This is a genomic window from Candidatus Pristimantibacillus lignocellulolyticus (genome assembly GCA_023639215.1).
GTDB lineage: Bacteria > Bacillota > Bacilli > Paenibacillales > Paenibacillaceae > Pristimantibacillus > Pristimantibacillus lignocellulolyticus.
Genome location: CP097899.1, coordinates 1,413,207 through 1,433,368 on the forward strand (window position 1 = coordinate 1,413,207; position 20,162 = coordinate 1,433,368).

General features: G+C 38.4%; 17 protein-coding genes and 1 pseudogene. 10 read left to right on the plus strand and 8 right to left on the minus strand.

Features of this window, described 5'->3' with window-relative positions:
- Window positions 1-59: 59 nt before the first annotated feature.
- Window positions 60-1,427, plus strand: a complete 1,368-nt coding sequence (locus NAG76_05835) for a dicarboxylate/amino acid:cation symporter (protein URN95765.1) — start codon at window positions 60-62, stop codon at window positions 1,425-1,427.
- Window positions 1,428-1,604: 177 nt separating this feature from the next.
- Here NAG76_05835 and NAG76_05840 read toward each other — a convergent pair whose 3' ends face one another.
- Window positions 1,605-2,210, minus strand: a complete 606-nt coding sequence (locus tag NAG76_05840; protein URN95766.1) for an SET domain-containing protein — start codon at window positions 2,208-2,210, stop codon at window positions 1,605-1,607.
- Between the two features lie 400 nt (window positions 2,211-2,610).
- On the opposite strand from NAG76_05840, the pseudogene NAG76_05845 reads away from it, so the two are divergent.
- Window positions 2,611-2,688: pseudogene (locus NAG76_05845) on the plus strand (hypothetical protein).
- 1,061 nt (window positions 2,689-3,749) lie between these two features.
- On the opposite strand, the gene map reads toward NAG76_05845, so the two are convergent.
- Together map and NAG76_05855 are read right to left on the minus strand one after the other, a co-directional pair.
- Window positions 3,750-4,496, minus strand: a complete 747-nt coding sequence (gene map, locus NAG76_05850; protein ID URN95767.1) for a type I methionyl aminopeptidase — start codon at window positions 4,494-4,496, stop codon at window positions 3,750-3,752.
- Window positions 4,497-4,503: 7 nt separating this feature from the next.
- On the minus strand, window positions 4,504-5,088 hold the full coding sequence (locus tag NAG76_05855; GenBank protein URN95768.1) for a TetR/AcrR family transcriptional regulator: 585 nt from the start codon (window positions 5,086-5,088) through the stop codon (window positions 4,504-4,506).
- A gap of 222 nt (window positions 5,089-5,310) precedes the next feature.
- Here NAG76_05855 and NAG76_05860 point away from each other — a divergent pair, with 222 nt between their 5' ends.
- Entirely contained in the window at window positions 5,311-6,309 is a 999-nt protein-coding gene (locus tag NAG76_05860) for an NADP-dependent oxidoreductase (protein URN95769.1), read from the plus strand.
- 59 nt (window positions 6,310-6,368) lie between these two features.
- On the opposite strand, the gene NAG76_05865 is transcribed toward NAG76_05860, so the two are convergent.
- Window positions 6,369-7,268 (minus strand): DMT family transporter, encoded by a 900-nt coding sequence (locus NAG76_05865; protein ID URN95770.1) that lies wholly within the window; start codon window positions 7,266-7,268, stop codon window positions 6,369-6,371.
- Between the two features lie 517 nt (window positions 7,269-7,785).
- Complete coding sequence (locus NAG76_05870) at window positions 7,786-8,121, minus strand: MGMT family protein (protein URN95771.1); 336 nt, start codon at window positions 8,119-8,121, stop codon at window positions 7,786-7,788.
- 177 nt (window positions 8,122-8,298) lie between these two features.
- On the opposite strand from NAG76_05870, the gene NAG76_05875 reads away from it, so the two are divergent.
- The 7 genes from NAG76_05875 (at window position 8,299) to NAG76_05905 (ending at window position 16,224) form a co-directional block, all read left to right on the plus strand.
- The gene (locus NAG76_05875; protein URN95772.1) at window positions 8,299-9,171 is read left to right on the plus strand and encodes a hypothetical protein; all 873 of its coding nucleotides are present in this window, start codon (window positions 8,299-8,301) and stop codon (window positions 9,169-9,171) included.
- 258 nt (window positions 9,172-9,429) lie between these two features.
- Window positions 9,430-10,080: a response regulator transcription factor gene (locus tag NAG76_05880; GenBank protein ID URN95773.1), complete on the plus strand. Its 651-nt coding sequence runs from the start codon at window positions 9,430-9,432 to the stop codon at window positions 10,078-10,080.
- Window positions 10,073-11,461, plus strand: a complete 1,389-nt coding sequence (locus NAG76_05885; protein URN95774.1) for a HAMP domain-containing histidine kinase — start codon at window positions 10,073-10,075, stop codon at window positions 11,459-11,461. The genes NAG76_05880 and NAG76_05885 overlap by 8 nt, the downstream gene beginning before the upstream one ends.
- A 75-nt stretch (window positions 11,462-11,536) precedes the next feature.
- Window positions 11,537-12,481, plus strand: coding sequence for a metallophosphoesterase (locus tag NAG76_05890; GenBank protein URN95775.1), 945 nt, complete (start codon window positions 11,537-11,539; stop codon window positions 12,479-12,481).
- A 110-nt stretch (window positions 12,482-12,591) separates the two neighbouring features.
- Window positions 12,592-13,110 (plus strand): PCYCGC domain-containing protein, encoded by a 519-nt coding sequence (locus NAG76_05895; GenBank protein URN95776.1) that lies wholly within the window; start codon window positions 12,592-12,594, stop codon window positions 13,108-13,110.
- Window positions 13,111-13,285: 175 nt separating this feature from the next.
- A complete protein-coding gene (locus NAG76_05900; protein URN95777.1) occupies window positions 13,286-14,494 on the plus strand; it encodes an MFS transporter in 1,209 nt (402 codons plus the stop codon).
- Window positions 14,495-14,913: 419 nt separating this feature from the next.
- A complete protein-coding gene (locus NAG76_05905) occupies window positions 14,914-16,224 on the plus strand; it encodes a globin-coupled sensor protein (GenBank protein URN95778.1) in 1,311 nt (436 codons plus the stop codon).
- Between the two features lie 104 nt (window positions 16,225-16,328).
- On the opposite strand, the gene NAG76_05910 is transcribed toward NAG76_05905, so the two are convergent.
- The 3 genes from NAG76_05910 to NAG76_05920 form a co-directional block, all read right to left on the minus strand.
- Window positions 16,329-16,613, minus strand: coding sequence for a hypothetical protein (locus tag NAG76_05910; GenBank protein ID URN95779.1), 285 nt, complete (start codon window positions 16,611-16,613; stop codon window positions 16,329-16,331).
- Between the two features lie 110 nt (window positions 16,614-16,723).
- On the minus strand, window positions 16,724-18,571 hold the full coding sequence (locus NAG76_05915; protein ID URN95780.1) for a sensor histidine kinase: 1,848 nt from the start codon (window positions 18,569-18,571) through the stop codon (window positions 16,724-16,726).
- Between the two features lie 14 nt (window positions 18,572-18,585).
- Window positions 18,586-20,160: a response regulator gene (locus tag NAG76_05920; GenBank protein ID URN95781.1), complete on the minus strand. Its 1,575-nt coding sequence runs from the start codon at window positions 20,158-20,160 to the stop codon at window positions 18,586-18,588.
- Between the last annotated feature and the right edge of the window lie 2 nt (window positions 20,161-20,162).

The following is a 20,162-nucleotide window of genomic DNA, read 5'->3' on the forward strand; positions in this document are numbered from 1 at the left end:
AACGTATGTAAATTAAAGTTGTAATTCACATTAAACAACTTGGTTTAGGGGGAAATGTAATGGACACAATAAATAACAACTTTTTATTAGCAATCCAAACAAATTGGTATGGCTTTGTTACATCAATTTTTGTGTTTGGAATACTGTACTATTTGGCTCGTAAAAGGGTTAGTTTTGGTAAACGAGTACTAATAGGTTTAGGTATAGGTTTGGGAGTAGGTATCTTATTTCAAAGCCTGGGATCACTCGAATATAAAGCAATTAGTACATTCGGAAGCATCTATGTAAGTCTCATTCGGATGCTAGTTATCCCACTAGTTTTTGTTCTCGTATTAAATAGTATTTCATCCTTAACTAGTCTAGATTATTTACGTAAAATTGGTTTCAAAACGTTTGCTTGGTTCCTTGGCACAACCGGCGTTGCTTCGATAATCGGTTTATCTGTCGCTTTAATTATGAACCCTGGTAAAGGTATTCAAGAAGCAGCTCCAGCTGATTTCGTAGCACGCGAAATACCTACATTTTCACAGGTTATCTTAGATCTCGTTCCTTCGAATCCGTTCAACGAAGCAGCAACTGGTAAGGTTGTTCCTTTACTCATTTTCGCAATTTTCCTTGCAGTCGCTATTATTAAAGTTGGTTCTAAAAACGAAGAATCTGTAAAGCCGATTCGCGATATTATTCAATCAGCAACACTAGTACTACATCAAGTCGTTAAGTTTGTAATTCGCTTAACACCGTATGGTGTGTTTGCATTAATTGCTGGAATTACAGCTCGCTATGGATGGGACACACTACAAGAACTTGGTAGCATTATTGTCACTTCGTATGTAGCTATGATTATTCATTTCGTTCTTGTCTTTGGTGGTCTAGTATTCTTTGTTGCAAGAGTAAATCCGATTACATTTTTCAAGAAAATATATCCGACAATTGCGGTAGCATTTACAACTCGTAGTAGCTATGCGACGCTTCCTGTAAACCTTGAAGTTATTACGAAACGTTTGCATATTTCTCCACGAATCGCTAGTTTTGTAGCTCCGTTAGGGGCATCAGTTAACTTTAATGCTTGCGGTGGTATATGGCCAGCAATCGTTGCCGTATTTACAGCACAAGTTTACGGTATTACATTGACTGGAACAGACTACATTATTCTTGTTCTTGTAAGCATCATTTCTTCAATTGGTGTTGCCGGAGTACCTGGCCCTGCAGTTATTTCTACAACTGTTGTGCTAACCGCTCTTGGTTTACCACTAGAAGGAATTGGTATTGTCGCAGGTGTTGAGGCACTTATCGATATGGGTCGTACTGCTGTTAATGCAACGGGTACTACCGTTACATCTTTACTTGTAGCCAATTCAGAAGGTGAATTCGATCGCGAAGCCTTCAATCGTAATGACGATGAAGAGATTGAATTGCAAGCTGTATAATCATTTATACCCATATAAATGAACAAACTCTACCCTGTTTATAGCATTAAAAGCACTCAGAAGTTAGTTATAGCTAACTTTTGAGTGCTTTTTTCATGTATTAGAAAAATCCTATTCAAGGCGATTTATTGAATAGAGTTTTCTAGTAGGAGTGTCGTAGTTTCTCCTGTTTTATATTTAGTTTTCGTCTTTGTCTTCGCTATCAATAAATAACGTGAGAATGGAATCTAGTGGTTCATTTCCATTAGCTACCGCAATTACTTTATCAATATATTTCTCCTTAATTAAATATTTTAGCGGTTGCTCTACTGTATTGAAATACTCAAACGTTGTTTTTGCCATCTCATCCCATTCTGCATAACATATTACATAATCATTTGCCATTACTTTTGTTCTGGATGATCCTTCTTCAGGTATACATTCAAACTCTTCATCATCACCTAAAACTCCATAATCACATGTTAATTGATCGCCAGGTTGAATGTCTCTTGAAGCCAATTGAAAATCATAAGCTGTATCTACACAATTAGGATTGAAACTATGATTCATATATTTTGCGTGATCCCAATGAAGAAGATATAGACCGTCAGTATCTAAATAGGAGTATTTATAAATATACTCTTTTTGCAAATTATGCAGACTTTCAATATACTCCACTGTTAATATCATTTCTAATTTATCTTTAATCCAGACAATAGTTCCTTTAGGGATTAGTTTTGTTGCAAATACACCAACACCTATTTCATCACTTACAAACCGAATTTCTGTATCTGGATGAATCATTTATTATTCCTCCTTAAAAGTAATCCCCATTTAAATGATATGTTTCACTTCATGGGTAGGTGATGAATTTTTATTTGATAAACAAGTGCTACTATAGACTTGATGGATCACTTTTAAAAAGTTTTTATTTTAGTAATCTTCATAAAATAATCAATAAAAATTTCTTTTTTGGGAAAAGTAACGTTGTTGAAGAAATTACTTACTTTTAAGGATGGTGTATTAGTTGAAGAAATGGGATTCAATTTTTAGTTCTTTCAGAACAAGAACGATTACGAAAAAGGCTTTAGGAAAGTATATCGGAGGTTTTGCACTAGCCTTAATGCTCGTACTGTCGATGTCAAACGTAGCATTAGCTGTGGGGAAAGGTGCTCAAGGACCTGATGTATACGTTATTCAAGGGATGTTAAAATCTCTTGGTAGCTATGAAGGTAAAATTAATGGAAAGTTCGATAGAACTACTGCTCGTGGCGTAAAATACTATCAGAAACAACATGGTCTTCCTGTTACTGGTGCGGTTGATAACCTCACATTTCAATCAATCACATACTCTTATTCAACTTTGAAATTCCCCACATCTAAAGGTACTAGTAACGGTAAAGGTGCTGGACAAGGTCAAGGCGCTGGACAAGGTCAAGGTACTGGACAAGGTCAAGGTACTGGACAAGGTCAAGGTACTGGGCAAGGTCAAGGTGCTGGACAAGGTCAAGGCGCTGGACAAGGTCAAGGCGCTGGACAAGGTCAAGGCGCTGGACAAGGTCAAGGTACTGGACAAGGTCAAGGCGCTGGACAAGGTCAAGGCGCTGGACAAGGTCAAGGTGCTGGCAACGGTCAAGGCGCTGGACAAAATCAAGGTGCTGGACAAGGTCAAGGCGCTGGACAAGGTCAAGGTGCTGGACAAGGTCAAGGTACTGGCAACGGTAAAGGTGCTGGACAAGGTCAAGGTACTGGCAACGGTAAAGGTGCTGGACAAGGTCAAGGTACTGGCAACGGTAAAGGTGCTGGACAAGGTCAAGGTACTGGCAACGGTAAAGGTGCTGGACAAGGTCAAGGTACTGGCAACGGTAAAGGTGCTGGACAAGGTCAAGGTACTGGCAATGGTAATGGCGCTGGCAACGGTAATGGCGCTGGCAACGGTAATGGCGCTGGACAAGGTCAAGGTACTGGCAACGGTAAAGGTGCTGGACAAGGTCAAGGCGCTGGCAACGGTAATGGCGCTGGTAATAGCGCTGGACAAGGAAACAGCAACGCACCGAACAGTTCTCCATCGAAATTTAAGGTACAAGAATAAAATATTGATACAAGTAAGAGCCTTTCCCTTTGGAAAGGCTCTTGTCTATTTACTGCGCTACAATATGTACCCCTACAATTCCACCTACATATAATATAGCTATTCATTCTGATTATTTATCAACTAGATGGCAGAAAGGTGTATGTCCACAGCTATTCAGAATAATTCATTATTTACAATGTCGGATGAGAAATAAATGCCGAATACGAAAAAAAGAGGTCGACCATCCTTTTGGTCGGCCTCTAATTATTCTATTGTGCGGTCAGTATTTGTGGACCTTCTGCAGTGATCGCAATCGTATGCTCGTATTGGGCAGCTAGCTTGCGGTCAAGCGTCCGGGCAGTCCATCCGTCCGAATCGATTGTCATGTTGTAGGTACCTTCGGTAATCATGGGCTCGATCGTAAACACCATGCCTTCCTTAATTCGGAGACCTTTGCCTGGCTTTCCGACATGCACATAGTTCGGCGCCTCGTGCAGGTCCCGACCGATACCATGGGCGAGAAGATCGCGTACGACACCGAAGCCATTGGATTCGGCATGCCGCTGGATCGCACTCGTCACATCGCCGAGCCGATTGCCAGACTGTGCCTGCTCGATGCCGAGGTCAAGGCACTCCTTCGTGACGCGCATCAACTTCTCGGCCGTCGGCGATATTTTCCCGACCGCATAGCTCCAGGCTGAATCGCCGAGCCATCCGTCGAGCTCCGCGACAGTATCTATCGTCACAATATCGCCTTCCTCAAGTCGCTTATCTGTAGGGAAGCCATGTGCAATTACGTCGTTGACGGAGGCACAAGTCGCATATTGATAACCCTTGTAGCCCTTCGTGTATGGCTTGGCGCCGTGCTTCAAAATAATTTCCTCGAATATGCGCTCAATCTCGTTCGTCGTGATGCCCGGTTTGATGAGCGGGGCGATCGTACGATGGCATTCGGCCACCACTTGGCATGCCTTGCGGATAGCCTCGATTTCATGTTTGCTTTTTAAGATGATCATATTTGTATTAGGACTCCTTCGTAATAGCTTGCATCGCGAGCTGCGCAATTCGGTCGACGTCGAGCTCGGAAGTACTCGCATAGTAGTGAATCCCGCAACAGCCGACTAGCACGGCAAGCATATAGTCGACGCTATCGTCTTCGCGCTGGGTGATCGATTGGAGCGGAACGTATAGCCGTTCCATGAATCGCCTCTTGGCTGGGTACTGATCCTTTTCTGGCAAGCCTGCATAATGTTCTGCCGCCATCTTGTAGACTAGATATGCGCGGGTGTCTGACTGCCACAGCCTTAGCAGCACCTTGCAATATGCCAATAGCTGCCTGTTATCCGTAGCGCCATGGCTGATGTTCGCCCATTCTGCCAGTGCTTGCTCACATCGTTCGAAGCCGCTATCCAGCACATCTTCGATTAGTAAATGTCGGTTGGGGTAGTAATGGTATACCGTGCCGTAACCGAGCGCTGCCTCGCGGGCGACGTCACGAATATCAAAGCTGCCGCCCGTGAGAAAGTAGGCGCGCGCGGCGGAATCTAGAATCTGTTCTCTGCGCTGCATGCGTATGAGCTCATTTTGTTCTTTTGTACGGGGAGACATAGGCGAATGAACCTCCTTTTATAGACCTGCAAATTTGTCAATATAAAGAGTGTAACGCACGGGCCGGATAAATACAATTAAAGTATTGATATCGTCTCGTGGAATTTTACTCAATGTTGAACGCAATGTTGAATATCATAATTCGAAAGTCTGCATAATATTCTAGCGTACAATGCTTTCTAAATGCTATGCTAAAATAATTATTATTTGGGGGAATGAAGTTTGAAAGCAATGATTATTGATCAATATGGGAAAGTGCCTCTACGATTAGCAGAAATGCCTATGCCCGAAATGGGAGAATACGAGGTACTTACAGAAATTCATGCTGCTAGTATTAATCCAGTTGATTTTAAAATACGAGACGGAAAAGTGAAGCTATTACTCGCATATAAAATGCCATTGATTCTTGGAAATGACTTTTCAGGAGTTGTGACAAAGGTTGGTGCAAAGGTAACTCAATTTAAAGTGGGCGATGCTATTTATGGACGACCACGTAAAAATAAAATTGGTACTTTTGCTGAACATATCGCAGTTCATGAAGATGACATCGCGTTAAAACCTAAAAATCTAAGCTTTGAGGAAGCTGCCTCTATTCCATTAGTTGGCTTAACCTCTTATCAAGCGTTACATAACATACTGCACGTTCAAAAAGGCACAAAGGTTTTAATTCATGCTGGTGCCGGTGGTGTCGGAACATTTGCGATTCAACTCGCAAAAATAATGGGTGCCTATGTTGCAACAACTGCGAGTGAAGCTGGCGCAGACTTAGTAAAATCCCTCGGTGTAGATGAAGTTATTAATTACAAAACAGAACAATTTCAGGATAGACTACAAAATTACGATGGGGTATTTGATACACTTGGTGGTAAGTCACTCGAAACATCATTCCAGATTGTAAAAAATAATGGAAAAATTGTTTCTGTTTCAGGATTGCCTAATGCTCGTTTTGCTAAAAAATATGGATCAGGATTATTTAAAACGATGTTGTTTTCAGCTGCAAGCTATAAATTAACTAAACTTGAAAAAAAACATAATGTTCAATATACGTTTTTATTTATGGAGCCAAGCGGTGATCAATTACGTATTATTGCAGACTTTATTGAGACTGGCAAAATCAAACCTGTAATTGATCGCGTTTTTCCTTTTGAAGATGCTCAAAAAGCCATGGAGTATTCGGAAGAAGGAAGAGCTAAAGGGAAAATAGTATTGAAAATCCGGTAGTTATGCTAGTCAAGAAAAGGCGATAGGCCAGAGATAAAAGGCTGATCGTCTTTTTCGCGTTAATGTTTCTTATACCCTAACTTAGACTTAACCCAAAAATAAAATCCCATTCCCATTATCGCAAATAATCCTCCAATGATTTGCGAAGCATTAACAGATTCCCCCAAGATGAAGTATGCAAGGATTATTGCAAGGACTGGTTCACCAATAATACCAACAGAAACAGTAGTTGCGCCGATAGAATTCAGTAATATATTAAATATAAACTGACCAAAAATAGTTGGAATTAAGGCAAGTAATAAGAAATACATCCAGTCAGACGAACTATACTCTATCAAAGATGAGTTATTCATAACACTGTATATTAACATGACGCTACCACCAATGAAAAAAACAATAACGCTGTATATATTAGCTGGTATTTTATGACTCACTTTTTGCCCAACTAACATATAAGCAGCAATCGAGACAGTCCCCAATAATGAAAGTACATCTCCAAACAATGCTTCTCTTGAGACACCTATATCTCCCCAAGCAATAATAATAGAACCGAATAAAGCTGTTATCATGCTTACAATTACTAGTTTGTTCACTCTTTCCTTGAAAATAAAATATGAGCCAATCATTACGAACAGCGGTTGTAGTGTCAAAATAACCATTGAACTTGCTACTGAGGTGTAAGATAAAGATTCCATCCAAAACAAAAAATGTAACCCAAGAAAAATTCCTGCCGATGAAATAAGGCTCCAGTCATCCTTAGTTAATTGCATTAGTCTAAGCTTTTTCCAAGACACAAAAGGAAGCATGATTAATACAGTTATATATAATCTATACATTCCTGCAACGGACGGAGGAGTATTTGATGATTTAATTAAAATTGATGATATGGCAATCGCAAGTATACTAATACTTAGCAAAATATACGGATTAACTGCCATATTTGATTTGTTCGTATTCATGGGTAGTACCTTCTTAGATGTTTAAATTCTATGCTGATTATAATAGTGGAACTGCTAAAAAAATATAATAATATCATTATCGTGTATATAATTCCGTAAAAATATCTTTTAAATTTATGCACTAGGCTGGGAATATCGGTTTCTATTATGACCAGGCAGTTTTAAGAGGACTAGATTCTTCTAGTCCTCTTAAGTACGAAAAGTCATTCTCTAAACTAAACCACTTCAACTCTATTTTTGCTGATAAGTAGCTGTATAGGTAAGCACCATTTTTTGATCGTCTACTCGACGTAATTCATATCGGGCTGTAATGGTTTATTCTCTACCACTTGTGGCATAATCTTTTGCATATGCTCTAATGAGTCTTTTAGTTATGACCACACATGTTCGATTGGCGTATTTATTTCGATTTCGCTTGTCCATTTCTTCAATCTTGTTTCCCTCTAATTGTAACAATTACAATCATCTTCTAGCTGTCTCTTTGCATAAGATGCCCTGAAACATAATTTTTCATGATCTATTCATCTTCCTTGAGAAAGCTCTCTCTAACTGGTCGAAATCGGTATTTCTCCAGATCAATCAACCCATTTTCATCTGAAATAACACCTTCATCACGTAGATAGACTATCTGCTGAAATCGAGACTCATCATCCTTAATTGCAATTTCTCCTTTGGCATTAACGACTCTATGCCAAGGTAAATCATAAGATGTACTCATTGTATGTAGAATTCTTACTACCTGTCTTGCCCCTCTTGCACTTCCAGCTAGCTCCGCAATTTGCCCATAAGTCATTACATAACCTACTGGAATGCTTTTTATGATCTCAATTACTCTACTAGTAAATGGTTTCATTAATGAGATCACCTCCATGTTAAATTCGTAACCAATGAACAACTTATTATGAGTATATCATCATACCTGTTAAAATCCCTTCACATATCTAATTTATTCACTAAATTAGTGTATTGATTGCTTAAGGTAAATTGAGTAATATTAACACAATACTACAGTACGAGATAGGAGATTATTATGTTCAATTACTATAAGAAGCAAGATCGATTTGAAACTTATGTATTAGAAGATACCGCTAACGAAACGTATATTGAAGTGGTTCCTGAAAGAGGATCTATTATTAGTAAATATGTACATCATAATCAACCAATATTTTATTTAGAGCAAGAAACGTTAGACGACCAATCGCAACATGTACGTGGTGGAAATCCAATTTTGTTCCCTATTAGTAGTTACTTAGTTAATGAGACTTACGATTACAATGGAGTTGCTTATCAATTAAAGCAGCACGGATTTGCTCGTAATCTTGCAGGCAATGTCATTAATATCCATGCTGATGAGAATAGTGCTTCGATTACGCTTGAGATGGTTCATAATGATGAGACTTATGTCAGATATCCATTTCATTTTAGTCTAGTTATGCAATACACACTTAGTAACGATGGATTAAATATTCAAGCTACCGTCCATAATCATGACTCTAAAGTGATGCCTTTCTATTTGGGACATCATCCTTACTTCTATGTAGATGACAAAGACAACCTAGAGTTAAACATTCCATCTACTCATGTTAACGAATTGACCCCAAATAGTTTTGCTCAAAATAAATTTAACTTTAATCAATCAGAATCCAATACAATTCATTATGAATTGCAATCTAATGTATGTGAGATGATTGATCATACTAGACAACTCAAAATCTCGGTAACTTCAGATGAAATCTATCAGTATATTGTACTGTGGGCAATGGGAGAAAAACCGTTTGTCTGCATTGAGCCTTGGATGGCTCCTGTAGATGGCATGAATGTTGGCGAAGGTATCCAATACCTTGAAGCTAATCAAACTCATACGTCCACAATTCACATAAAAGCAGAATCAACTATTCAGTAATCTAGATGTATCCTCTATTACAGTTTACGATCATAGATATTAACAATGTCTAGGCATTGCGACACTCAAACGTCGCAGTGCCTTTTTCTACTTTGTCATATTGATGTAACATACGGGTACTATAATTGGCTTATTATCGTCACTCCGTTCAGCCAATTATAGGAGGTTCTAACCTTGAAAAAACTACCGAATGAAAATTTCACAATAAGTGTATTTTAATAAGAGATCATGCATCTCATTTTCTATAAGGAGCTCTTTATGAATATATTAATCGCAGATGATGAGCCCTACATGCTCAAAATACTACAAGCTTATTTAGAAAAAGAATCCTTTACAGTTTATCAAGCTCGAAATGGGGAAGAAGCACTCCATATTTTTTATACGAATAAAATTAATTTGGCTATCGTCGACTGGATGATGCCAAAGAGTAACGGCATACAAGTTTGCAAAGAGATTAAAAGCCAAAGTAAAACAACGAAAGTACTGCTGTTAACTGCAAAAGATGAGGCTGACGATGAACTGATCGCATTGCAATCAGGTGCGGATGAATATATTAGTAAACCCTTTGATCCGCGTGTACTAATAGTAAGAGTAAGAAAACTACTCCTGATGGAACGCCTCATTACGATTAGAGATCTACAAATCGATATGGACGGGCAACGTATTTATAGAAATCACGATGATGTACAAGCTACAAATACTGAGTTTCATCTTATGAAATATTTGATCGAAAATAGAGGAATCATCATATCTAGAAAAGCGTTGCTAGACCATGTATGGGGCTTTGATTATGTAGGTGAAGAAAGAACGGTCGATACGCATATCCGCAGATTGCGGTCGAAAATCGGTGACCATATCATTACAACACATAGAGGTATGGGGTACAGTCTGGATGAACCGCATGAATAAGCTGAATAAAAAACTCATATCACGCTTTTCACTTATGTTTTTGATCATTGTCATTTTATCGATTAGTATCAATACGTTTTTCTTACCTAAATATTTGTTATACGAGAAAAAGAATGAACTAGCAACCTTGACTACACAGCTTGAAACGATGGAAACGCAATATCTGATTGACCGTATTGAGTCTATAGAGAATGAGCACGATGTAACGATTGTACATACTTATCTAATTGACAATATAGATCTGCTTAATGATACGATTATCGATGAATTGCGAAAAAAAGGAATTACACTGAGTAAATTTTGGATAACTGATGAAAGCGTTGAAAAGCTTAATAACCATAAGATGGTTAGAAAAATTTATAACCAGCAAAAATTAAAGTCAAGCTTCCTTGTTACCTTTATGAAAAAGGATAATATAATTTTTGTAATTGGTGAATCGATCTCGCATTCCACAGAAACCGTTACCATCGTTAATACATTCAATCTTTATATTTTTACTGGCGAACTCCTGCTCTTAATTATACTGTCCGTACTGTTTGTGCGGCAGATTGTTCAACCGCTTGCCAAAATTCAAAAAGCAGCAGACGATATCTCCAAGCTCTCATTTGCAAAAGTTCATATTCAGACTGGTGACGAGATTGAGTCTTTAGCGGAGAGCATTAATGAGATGAGCGATAAATTAGAGCAAGCCCATCTAGAATTAGAAAGTAAAAATAAAAATCTAAGAACATTTATCGCAAATATTTCTCATGAATTGAAAACGCCACTTTCCTTAATTAAAGCCTATACTTCTGGAATACAAGATGGTATGGACGATGGGACTTATTTGGATGTCATTCAGAAACAGACTGATGATATCGCCAAATTGGTCAATGAACTGCTGGAACTGTCTAAGTTACAAATTGATATGTATCAGATGAGTTTATTTGACTTTGTAGCGTTGCTAGATGGAACTCTGAAGAAGTTTGAACTTGCAATTAAGCAGCAGGACATTGCTATGAACGTTCATAATAGTTCGCTCACCAACTCGTGGGTTATGGCAGATCAACAGAAAATCGAGATGGTACTTAACAATTTCATCTCCAATGCTATGAAATATACGACCAATGGACAAATTCAGATCACTCTTGAAAATAACGAACATCAGTTACTTTTTACCGTTAGCAATAGCATTACAGAAGTCGATCCCTTACAGTGGGACAACATCTGGGAACCATTCTTCGTAATGGAAAGCTCCCGCAGCAAGCAGCTAAGTGGAACCGGCTTAGGCCTCTCGATTGTTAGAACTATTTTGCAAAAACATAACTCGCCATATGGCTTCCAAGTTCAAAACGGTGAGATTTCTTTTCATTTCTCATTACCAACAACATCACAAAACTAATAAAAGGCATCGAAAAGATTAAAATTTTTCTGAAATATACCCAATAAGATAGACCCTTTAACGGAGTCTCTCTTATTGGGTCTTTTTTTCTATTGTCACCTTACTGTAACATTGAACGCCTATGATGGTCTTACTGTAATAAATAAGGACATCGGAGGTATTATGCTCTCAACATCTATGAGTAGACGTCAATTTTTGAAAAAGAGTATGCAACTTGGCATAGGTATAGTCGGTCTTGCTAGTCTATCCGGTGTATATACTCGCTATGTAGAACCTAACTGGATTGATACTAATGCGATAGCAGTGAAAATTGCTCATCTCCCTGCTTCTTTTGATCAGTTACGAATTGTTCATTTCAGTGATTTACATTTAGGCATTCATTCCAATTCGGATCATCTAAAGCATTTAATGGTGAAGATTCAGCGTTTGAAACCTGATCTTATTTGTTTTACTGGTGATTTATTAGATCATTCGTCAAGCTATATTTCAGAAGCAGTGTCACTCTTCTCGCAACTAGAAGCACCGTTAGGCCAATATGCTGTTATAGGCAATCATGACGCATTTGGTAATCGAAAAGCAGTTACGAAAGGACTAGCAAAAGCAGGCTTCCATCTCCTTCACAACGAACATATCGAACTCACTAGAGGAGAAGATCGACTATATATTGCTGGAATCGATGATCCTTGGGTTGGTAAGCCGGATATTAAGCAAGCATTGCTTCATATCCCTTCAAAGTCATGTACCATTCTACTTGCACACGAGCCTGATTTTGCAGATGAATATGGTCATCTACCAATCGATCTACAATTGTCAGGACATAGTCATGGAGGACAAGTTCGCATCCCATTCATTGGAGCATTATACACGCCTCCCTATGGTAGCAAATATCCGTATGGTCTATACCAGATTGAGAATAGCCGTTTGCAAGTTTACACGACGCGTGGTGTTGGTACGACTCGTCTACCTGTGCGATTCAATTGCCGACCTGAGATTAGCGTCATTACTTTGAATAAGGCTTAACTATATTTCATATCTTGAATACGTCTAATTTTTGAACATTTCCCAAAAAACTATACTTGACCTATAAGTGTGATATATTGGTAATTGAAACTATACATTGGGGTGAAGCAATGAGATCTCTTATTACTAAAATTAGTATCTTATTAACGCTAGTTATTATTGTAACGGCTTGTAGTTCACAAAACGAGGCAAACCATCAAGAACATACAAATGCAAATACCCACGAAGAGACGACCCCACATGAACATGTAAATGGAGATATCCAAGAAGAAACAGCTTCAGCAGATATATTACCTTCTTTTTTAGAGGGACAGGATGAACAGATTCGATTAGTATATGCGGCTGCTGGAAAGGCAACTGAAATTCTAAAGTGGATGCCATGTTATTGTGGTTGTGGTGAAAGCGCAGGACATAAAAGTAATTTGAACTGCTTTATTAAAGAAGTTAAAGCAGATGGAACTATTGTATGGGATGACCATGGAACGCGTTGTGGAGTATGCTTACAAATCGCAGTTAATTCTATAAGAATGACACAAGACGGTAAGTCACTGAAAGAAATTAGAACGATTATTGATGAGACATATGCAGATGGATATGCAGAACCTACCAAAACTGATTTCCCAGCATAATAATTTGCATCAATATGAGCACAGACCTCCCTTTCTCGGTTGAAAGGGAGGTTTTTTCTGTTTACAGGTACTTTTTAGTGCCTATATCACTTAAAAGTACGTACTATTCATTTACGCTTTAAGGTCTCATAATAGCAATTACTGGCCGGTAATACATTATGAAAGAAGCATTCACATGACACTAGATAAAAAAAGAAGTACGTTAGCACTGCTTGCATTAGCAATAAGTGCTTTTGCAATAGGGACAACAGAGTTTATCAGCGTAGGGCTACTACCACTCATCTCTGAAGACTTAAATATATCTGTTACAACATCTGCTTTAACTGTTACTCTATATGCTCTTGGCGTAACTTTTGGAGCTCCAATATTAACATCATTAACATCTAATATACCAAGGAAAACATTATTGTTCTGGATTATGATTGTGTTTATTATAGGAAATAGTCTAGCTGCTTCTGCAACTGGAATTGGTATGTTATTAGTCGCTCGTATTATTTCTGCGTTCGCTCACGGCGTATTTATGTCTATTGGTTCAACGATTGCCGCTGATCTGGTGCCTGAAAATCGAAGAGCTTCTGCCATTGCCATTATGTTCTCGGGACTTACCGTAGCTACGGTTACCGGAGTACCATTAGGTACTTGGATCGGGCAACATATGGGATGGCGAGCAGCCTTTATCGGAATTGTAATTATCGGCGTCATAGCCTTCATAGCTAATATGATATTGATTCCTTCTAATTTACGTAAAGGAACTCGAACATCGCTCAATAATCAATTGAAACTAATAACAAATGGACGATTACTGCTTGCATTCGCTATTACTGCTATTGGTTATGGGGGAACTTTTGTAGTCTTTACCTATTTATCTCCGCTATTGCAAGATATCACTGGATTTAGTGAAAGTACAGTGACCGTTATACTTCTTGTGTATGGTATTGCCATTGCTATCGGAAACGTCATTGGTGGTAAAGCAGCTAACCGTAAACCTGTATCTGCACTTTTCTATATGTTCATTCTTCAATTCATTGTACTGATCGTTCTAACATTTACGATCCCGTTCAAAGTTGCTGGTTTGATTACTATTCTCTTTATGGGATTGTTAGCTTTTATGAACGTACCTGGATTACAAGTATATGTCGTCTTGTTAGCCGAACGTTATACACCGAAGGCGGTAGACGTAGCTTCTGCTGTTAACATTGCCGCGTTCAATGCTGGCATCGCGATTGGAGCTTATTTGGGTGGCGTAGTAACTGACTCCATCGGTATCATTCATACACCATGGGTAGGTGCAATTATGGTACTTGGAGCAGTTATATTAACTGGATGGGCACGTGCTCTAGAAAGAAAAGATGTAGCAACTAGCGATAGCTCATCTACATTGTAACTATATTGTTCTGCTAGCCAGGAAGACAACTCCGCTTGATCAGAAATATTCGGTAACAATAAAATGGCGGTTAAGGAATTCTCTCCATAACCGCTGCAATTTATAGTGTTCTCCCCCGATTCACTTCTGCTGTCACAGCCACTTCCGGTAATATGGCAAAACGTGCGATAAAAACCTCCCTTTACTCTTCAAATTTTTACCGTTTACGATCTTAATTTACAAATCCCATAAGTAAATGATTTAGAAATAAATATTTTAGATTGAAACATAATGAGGTTTACTTATCAGTTATAAATAATGGATAATAACAATACATAGACTTAATTCGACGAATTACGACAATATGCGAGGATATGTGATGGATACATCTATACCGATTGATTTGTTCGAAACACTTTACTAAAAAGGGGGAGTACCACATGAAGAAATGGTTCGAAAAACTAAACCATTATAGATCTATACCGTCAAACGGAATTCAACATGTCCATGTGACAGAGACTTCCATTGAAGTTAATAGTGATCAGCTAACAACACAATTGAAGATGATTGATCTATCCGAAGATGATATTCGCATTGTTCAATCCATTCAACCACTGATTATTGATCACATAGATGAAATCATTGACACTTTTTACGCAACAATTATTGAAGTAACCGCTCTTAAAGAAATCATTACAGAGCATAGTACAATTGCTCGACTTAAAAGCACTTTGAAGCAGCATATTATTGAACTATTCAGTGGAAAAATCAACAGCGAGTATATACAGAAGAGGCTACGTATTGCAGAGGTCCATCAGCATATCGGACTAGAACCGAAATGGTATATCGGAAGCTTTCAAAATCTACAAAACATATTTATAACTATAATTCATCGCTATGCTCAAGATAGTCAAGCGAGCTTGACATATGTGAAGGCGATTTCAAAGTTGCTTAATTTCGAGCAACAGCTAGTCATTGAAGCATACGATAAGAAAAATAACGAACAAAAAGAACGATACAACAATGAAGTTCGAGAAGAAGTAAAACATAAAATCGGTCTCGTAAGTCAAGAACTCGCTGTTCTTACTGAACAGACAAGCAATTCAACCGAACATCTTATCATTAGTAGCAGCCAAGTCAATGAATCCTTCCTTCATAGCGCAAATATTGCTCTGAACTCTCGGTTACTTGCTCTTGCTGGTTCGCAAAAAATTAGTGAGCTTGAACGTAGAATTACATCTATTCATGAACGTTCCTTACAGATGGAAAACTCTGTAGCGCAACTTACCCTTTCTTCTGAGAAAATTAAAACAATTGTACATATCGTACAGGACCTCTCTAGTCAATCTAAGTTACTTTCCCTTAATGCAAGTATTGAAGCCGCAAGAGCAGGTCAGCATGGTGCTGGATTTGGTGTTGTAGCAAAAGAAATGAAGAAACTTTCTGAGGATACGAGAGAGGCTGTAAAGCAAATAAGTGAATTCATACAACTAGCTAGCACGCATACGCAGGAAGTTGTACATTCAATTCAAGAAGTTAAACACGATGTGGAGCTAGGGAAGCTAGAATCAACTCAGACAAGTGAAACGTTTAATCAAATTCTAATTTCCCTTGAAAGTAGCTCCGATGAACTCAACAAAGTAGAATCGGAATTGGAAGCTTTAGTTAGAGTGATCGAAGAAGTAAGTTCAGCATCAATCAAAGTCGCTAGCTCTGCAGAAGATTTAAATACTGTAACTCAAAACTTCTAAAAAGTAACACTTTCATACTTTAGCCTAAATATTTCTACCCCCTGTTTAATACCTTCCTTGCAGAAGTAACCCCGTACATTTCATAAAATGTATGGGGTTATTTACTACTGTAATAGATCTTCTGAAATATCCTGAACTCCACTCAATTGTTGCTTTAATAGATCTAATTGTTCTTTATTTTGCTGGACGATGTCCATATGCTCATTATATTGCTCTGCGTTACCAAGCGCATTTTCTGCATGAGATATTGCGTTATAGGCTTGCTCAACAACTTGCTCATCCGGGTGTGACATTGCTTGCTTCACCGCATGATTTACCTTTTGGACAGAATTACTTAATAAAGTGCTTGGATGATCCTGTTTCCAGCTTGTTTCTGAGTGCTTAGCCAAGTTGCTTCTTCCTCTCTTGCTAATTAGATTTATCCACACTATAGTTTTGTAACATACCCCCAAAAATATTCATGGATCGAGGTTAACTATTAACTAAGACTTATTATTCTCTAATTATCATTCGACTCTTTGTCATTCTCCGCAAACAACCTGCGTTTCCTAGCTGGAATACGTATATTGACAGAAGTACCGATGCCCCTCTTGCTAAATATTGACACGCCGTATTGTTCACCATATTGAAGTTGTACACGCTGATGGATATTTCGAATACCAAATCCAGTCTCGCTTTCGTTTGAAGCATTCAGTATCTCTGCAATACGTTCCTGCTTTACACCCATGCCATCATCAATTACACGATATATTATGTCGTTTCCCTCTAGCAGAGCGACTATCCGAATATGGATACGGTCCCCACCACTCCAAGCATGATTAAGCACATTCTCGATGAAAGGTTGTAAAATAAGCTTGATCGTCTCATACTTCCATACATCTACATCGACATCTAATGTTACTTCAAGTCGGTGACCGTATTTTACCTTTTGGATATTCAAATAGGCATTAGCCTGCTCAACTTCAGATGAGACAGGAATCAACGTTCTACCAGAATTTAGCGTTAATCGATAAAACTTAGCCAGTTCTACGACCATTTGCTGAAGCTTCTCATTTTCTCCGAACTTGGCCAACTGATTAATAGAAGAGAGTGTATTATATAGAAAGTGTGGATTAATTTGTGTCTGTAACATCTCCAGCTCCGCTTCCTTCTTCTCTAGCTGAGTTATGTATACCTTCTTGATCAAGGCTTCAAAATCTTCCCCCATACTATTAAGCGCTGTGGCAATTTGCGAGAATTCATCTTTCCCTTTGTAAGAAATACGTTTATGTAAATCTCCTTCGCGAAAAGCGTTTAGAACAAAGATAAATTTCATAATTCGTTTGGAGAAATAACCTGACATATATATTCCCAAAAAAATAAATAGAATTGAACACAAAATACATATAGCTATAATGTATGTCCGAACGCGTACCGCTTCTTGTTGAATCGTCGTTAATGGAACATATGCGACAAGCGTCCAATTTTGCTCAGGCAAATACTCATCAAGCTTCAAATATTCTCCATCCAGATCGAAATTCTGCTGGGATGCCAGCACATTCTGTTCGAGCTCTTGCTCCTTCGTAGCATCTGAAGCATAGATGATATTCCCGTTACGGTCTTGGACGATCAGTACCGCTCCTTCGCCAAGTTTTCGATGATCTACACTTTCAAAAAATTCATCTCTACTTACGCTAAACCTCATCACGCCCACTTCCGTAACATTCAAAGGGTTTTGTAAATCTACAATTCGGCGAATCATTGACATACGGTTGCTCTGCTTGTCATCCTCCACCTGAGTCCATAGCTTTGTAAAGCCGTATCTCTCATCTGGAAGCGAATCATACCATGATTTCTGCTCAATACGTGCCAAATGATATATATTGTACGTTTGAAGACTATTTTTCCAAGAGCCCCGTTCGTAGATATCATAATTGTTTATATCATAATTATAGTATTGCTCAGGTATCGTCTCATTCCCTACATACAAGAAAAGCCTCAAATTAATACCAATCGACTTCGATGCGCTCTCTAACTTCGGTGTGATAACTTCTTTAAAGTGTGTATTAATCATCATACTATTATCAGTTTTCAACTTTAAGCTCTCAATTAAATTTTCATCTTCATATAGAGTCGAAGAAATTCGCACCAAATCATCGCTTTTGTAGGCTACATTATCTCGAATTTGCACCAGTGTACTTTGAATATTACTCTTTATCTGCTTACGCATGGAAGAATCGTACATCGAATGAGAAACATAACCATTTACGGTTACAAGAACAAGTATAAATACAAGATAGGATAACATTAGCTTATACCCAATTGGAATATAGCCACGATGTTTTCCATTGTTCCAACCTAGTCTCATCTTTACCTCCACTGCTACTTCTCTTTCTTCCGATATTCAAGCGGCGTCACGCCGAACTTTTCTTTGAATTGCCTGCTGAAGTATGGTAGGTAACGGTAGCCTACTTGATCTGAAATCTCGTAAATTTTCAATCCAGGTAATTTAAGTAGTTCACATGCTTTCTCCATCCGTAGTTGCACAAGTAACTCGTTGAACGTATGTCCTGACTTCTCTCTGACTAGAAATCCAAAATAACTAGATGAGAACGAAAAATGCTGCGCAATATCCTTTACCGTAATATTTTCACTCATTCGTTCTTTAATTACCTTCGTTACATTGTGTATAAATTTACTGTCATTGGTACTGTTCTTCTGGTGCAGTTTCTCCGATATTTGAAATATATGTGTCAGCATCCATTTACGAATATCATTAATTGTCTCGAATTGTAACAAGATATCTAGTTTTCGGATATCGATATCAAGTAATTCGAATAGATCTTCGTCCATTGAGCTTAAATAATGATCTAACTTCCAAATCATATAACTGGTCAAGTTATGCACAGTGAATTTGGAACGCAAATTCGTAACGACACAAAATAAATTATCAAGCTCATCATAGATTTGAACAAGTTCATAATCTTTTAGCACTTTCATTAAAGCATTCATATGCTTATCCAGCAAACGGTAATCCAACATGGCTGGCTGGATACTTACTTCTTCAAAATGAATGATGCCTCCTTTACCAAAGAACATCTTCCCTTCAACGGCCTGAATGGCTTGCTGATACGATTCATATAATTGATCCGATGCATGCACAGGCAATCCTAATCCAGTTGTGATCGTAACAAACTGTTTCCGCTGCGCAAAATCGATCAACTGTGCTATTTTATCTTCTATTCCATTGGCCTCCAAAAGTAACGCAATTCGTTGTGGGCTCAACTTACAATAAGGAACGACGTCACCTCTATTGGCAGCTTCATGCAGCTGGTTCAATAATATTTTGAATCCTTCGAGCCTTGATCCAGCATTATTATCCACTCTCGACAGCAAATCTAATTCCATGACAGCAACGCGAATGGGCCAGTTTAAACGGTGCAACTCATGAGTTTTCATTAATTTATTCATAAATTCGCGATCCGTCGTATCTTCGCCCTCGAACAGTCGCAGTAACATATCGCTTTTCGCAATTGGAATCATATCCTGATATGCTTCTTCAACTTCACGATATTTAAGATCCTCGTCTAAGTCCCGCTTCACTTTCATTAATGAGGCGATAAGCTCACGATCCTCCATTGGTTTCAACACATAGCTATAAGCTTTGAGTGAAAGCGCTTGCTGAACATAGCTGAATTCCTGAAAACCGCTCACAAATATGATCCTTATATTTGGTTTACGCTGTAATGCGATCCGTGCCAACTCTAGCCCTGACATATAAGGCATATTTACATCGCTTACAAGAATATCAATGGCATGTTGATCCAGGACTTCACAAGCAGACAAAGCGTTATTCACAGAACCCTTTACTTCCATACCTAGTTCAGACCAAGGAATAAATCTCTTCATGCCTTCCAAATCTAGTTCATCATCATCTACCAACAACACATTATACATAG

Bases quoted from the DNA above. Each gene is read 5' to 3' on its own strand.
- NAG76_05865 (URN95770.1), bottom strand. From the start codon at position 7,268: ATGAATACGAACAAATCAAATATGGCAGTTAATCCGTATATTTTGCTA.
- NAG76_05870 (URN95771.1), bottom strand. From the start codon at position 8,121: ATGAAACCATTTACTAGTAGAGTAATTGAGATCATAAAAAGCATTCCA.
- NAG76_05905 (URN95778.1), top strand. From the start codon at position 14,914: ATGAAGAAATGGTTCGAAAAACTAAACCATTATAGATCTATACCGTCA.
- NAG76_05855 (URN95768.1), bottom strand. From the start codon at position 5,088: ATGTCTCCCCGTACAAAAGAACAAAATGAGCTCATACGCATGCAGCGC.
- NAG76_05920 (URN95781.1), bottom strand. From the start codon at position 20,160: ATGTATAATGTGTTGTTGGTAGATGATGATGAACTAGATTTGGAAGGC.
- NAG76_05915 (URN95780.1), bottom strand. From the start codon at position 18,571: ATGAGACTAGGTTGGAACAATGGAAAACATCGTGGCTATATTCCAATT.
- NAG76_05840 (URN95766.1), bottom strand. From the start codon at position 2,210: ATGATTCATCCAGATACAGAAATTCGGTTTGTAAGTGATGAAATAGGT.
- NAG76_05895 (URN95776.1), top strand. From the start codon at position 12,592: ATGAGATCTCTTATTACTAAAATTAGTATCTTATTAACGCTAGTTATT.
- map (URN95767.1), bottom strand. From the start codon at position 4,496: ATGATCATCTTAAAAAGCAAACATGAAATCGAGGCTATCCGCAAGGCA.
- NAG76_05885 (URN95774.1), top strand. From the start codon at position 10,073: ATGAATAAGCTGAATAAAAAACTCATATCACGCTTTTCACTTATGTTT.
- NAG76_05880 (URN95773.1), top strand. From the start codon at position 9,430: ATGAATATATTAATCGCAGATGATGAGCCCTACATGCTCAAAATACTA.
- NAG76_05835 (URN95765.1), top strand. From the start codon at position 60: ATGGACACAATAAATAACAACTTTTTATTAGCAATCCAAACAAATTGG.
- NAG76_05875 (URN95772.1), top strand. From the start codon at position 8,299: ATGTTCAATTACTATAAGAAGCAAGATCGATTTGAAACTTATGTATTA.
- NAG76_05900 (URN95777.1), top strand. From the start codon at position 13,286: ATGACACTAGATAAAAAAAGAAGTACGTTAGCACTGCTTGCATTAGCA.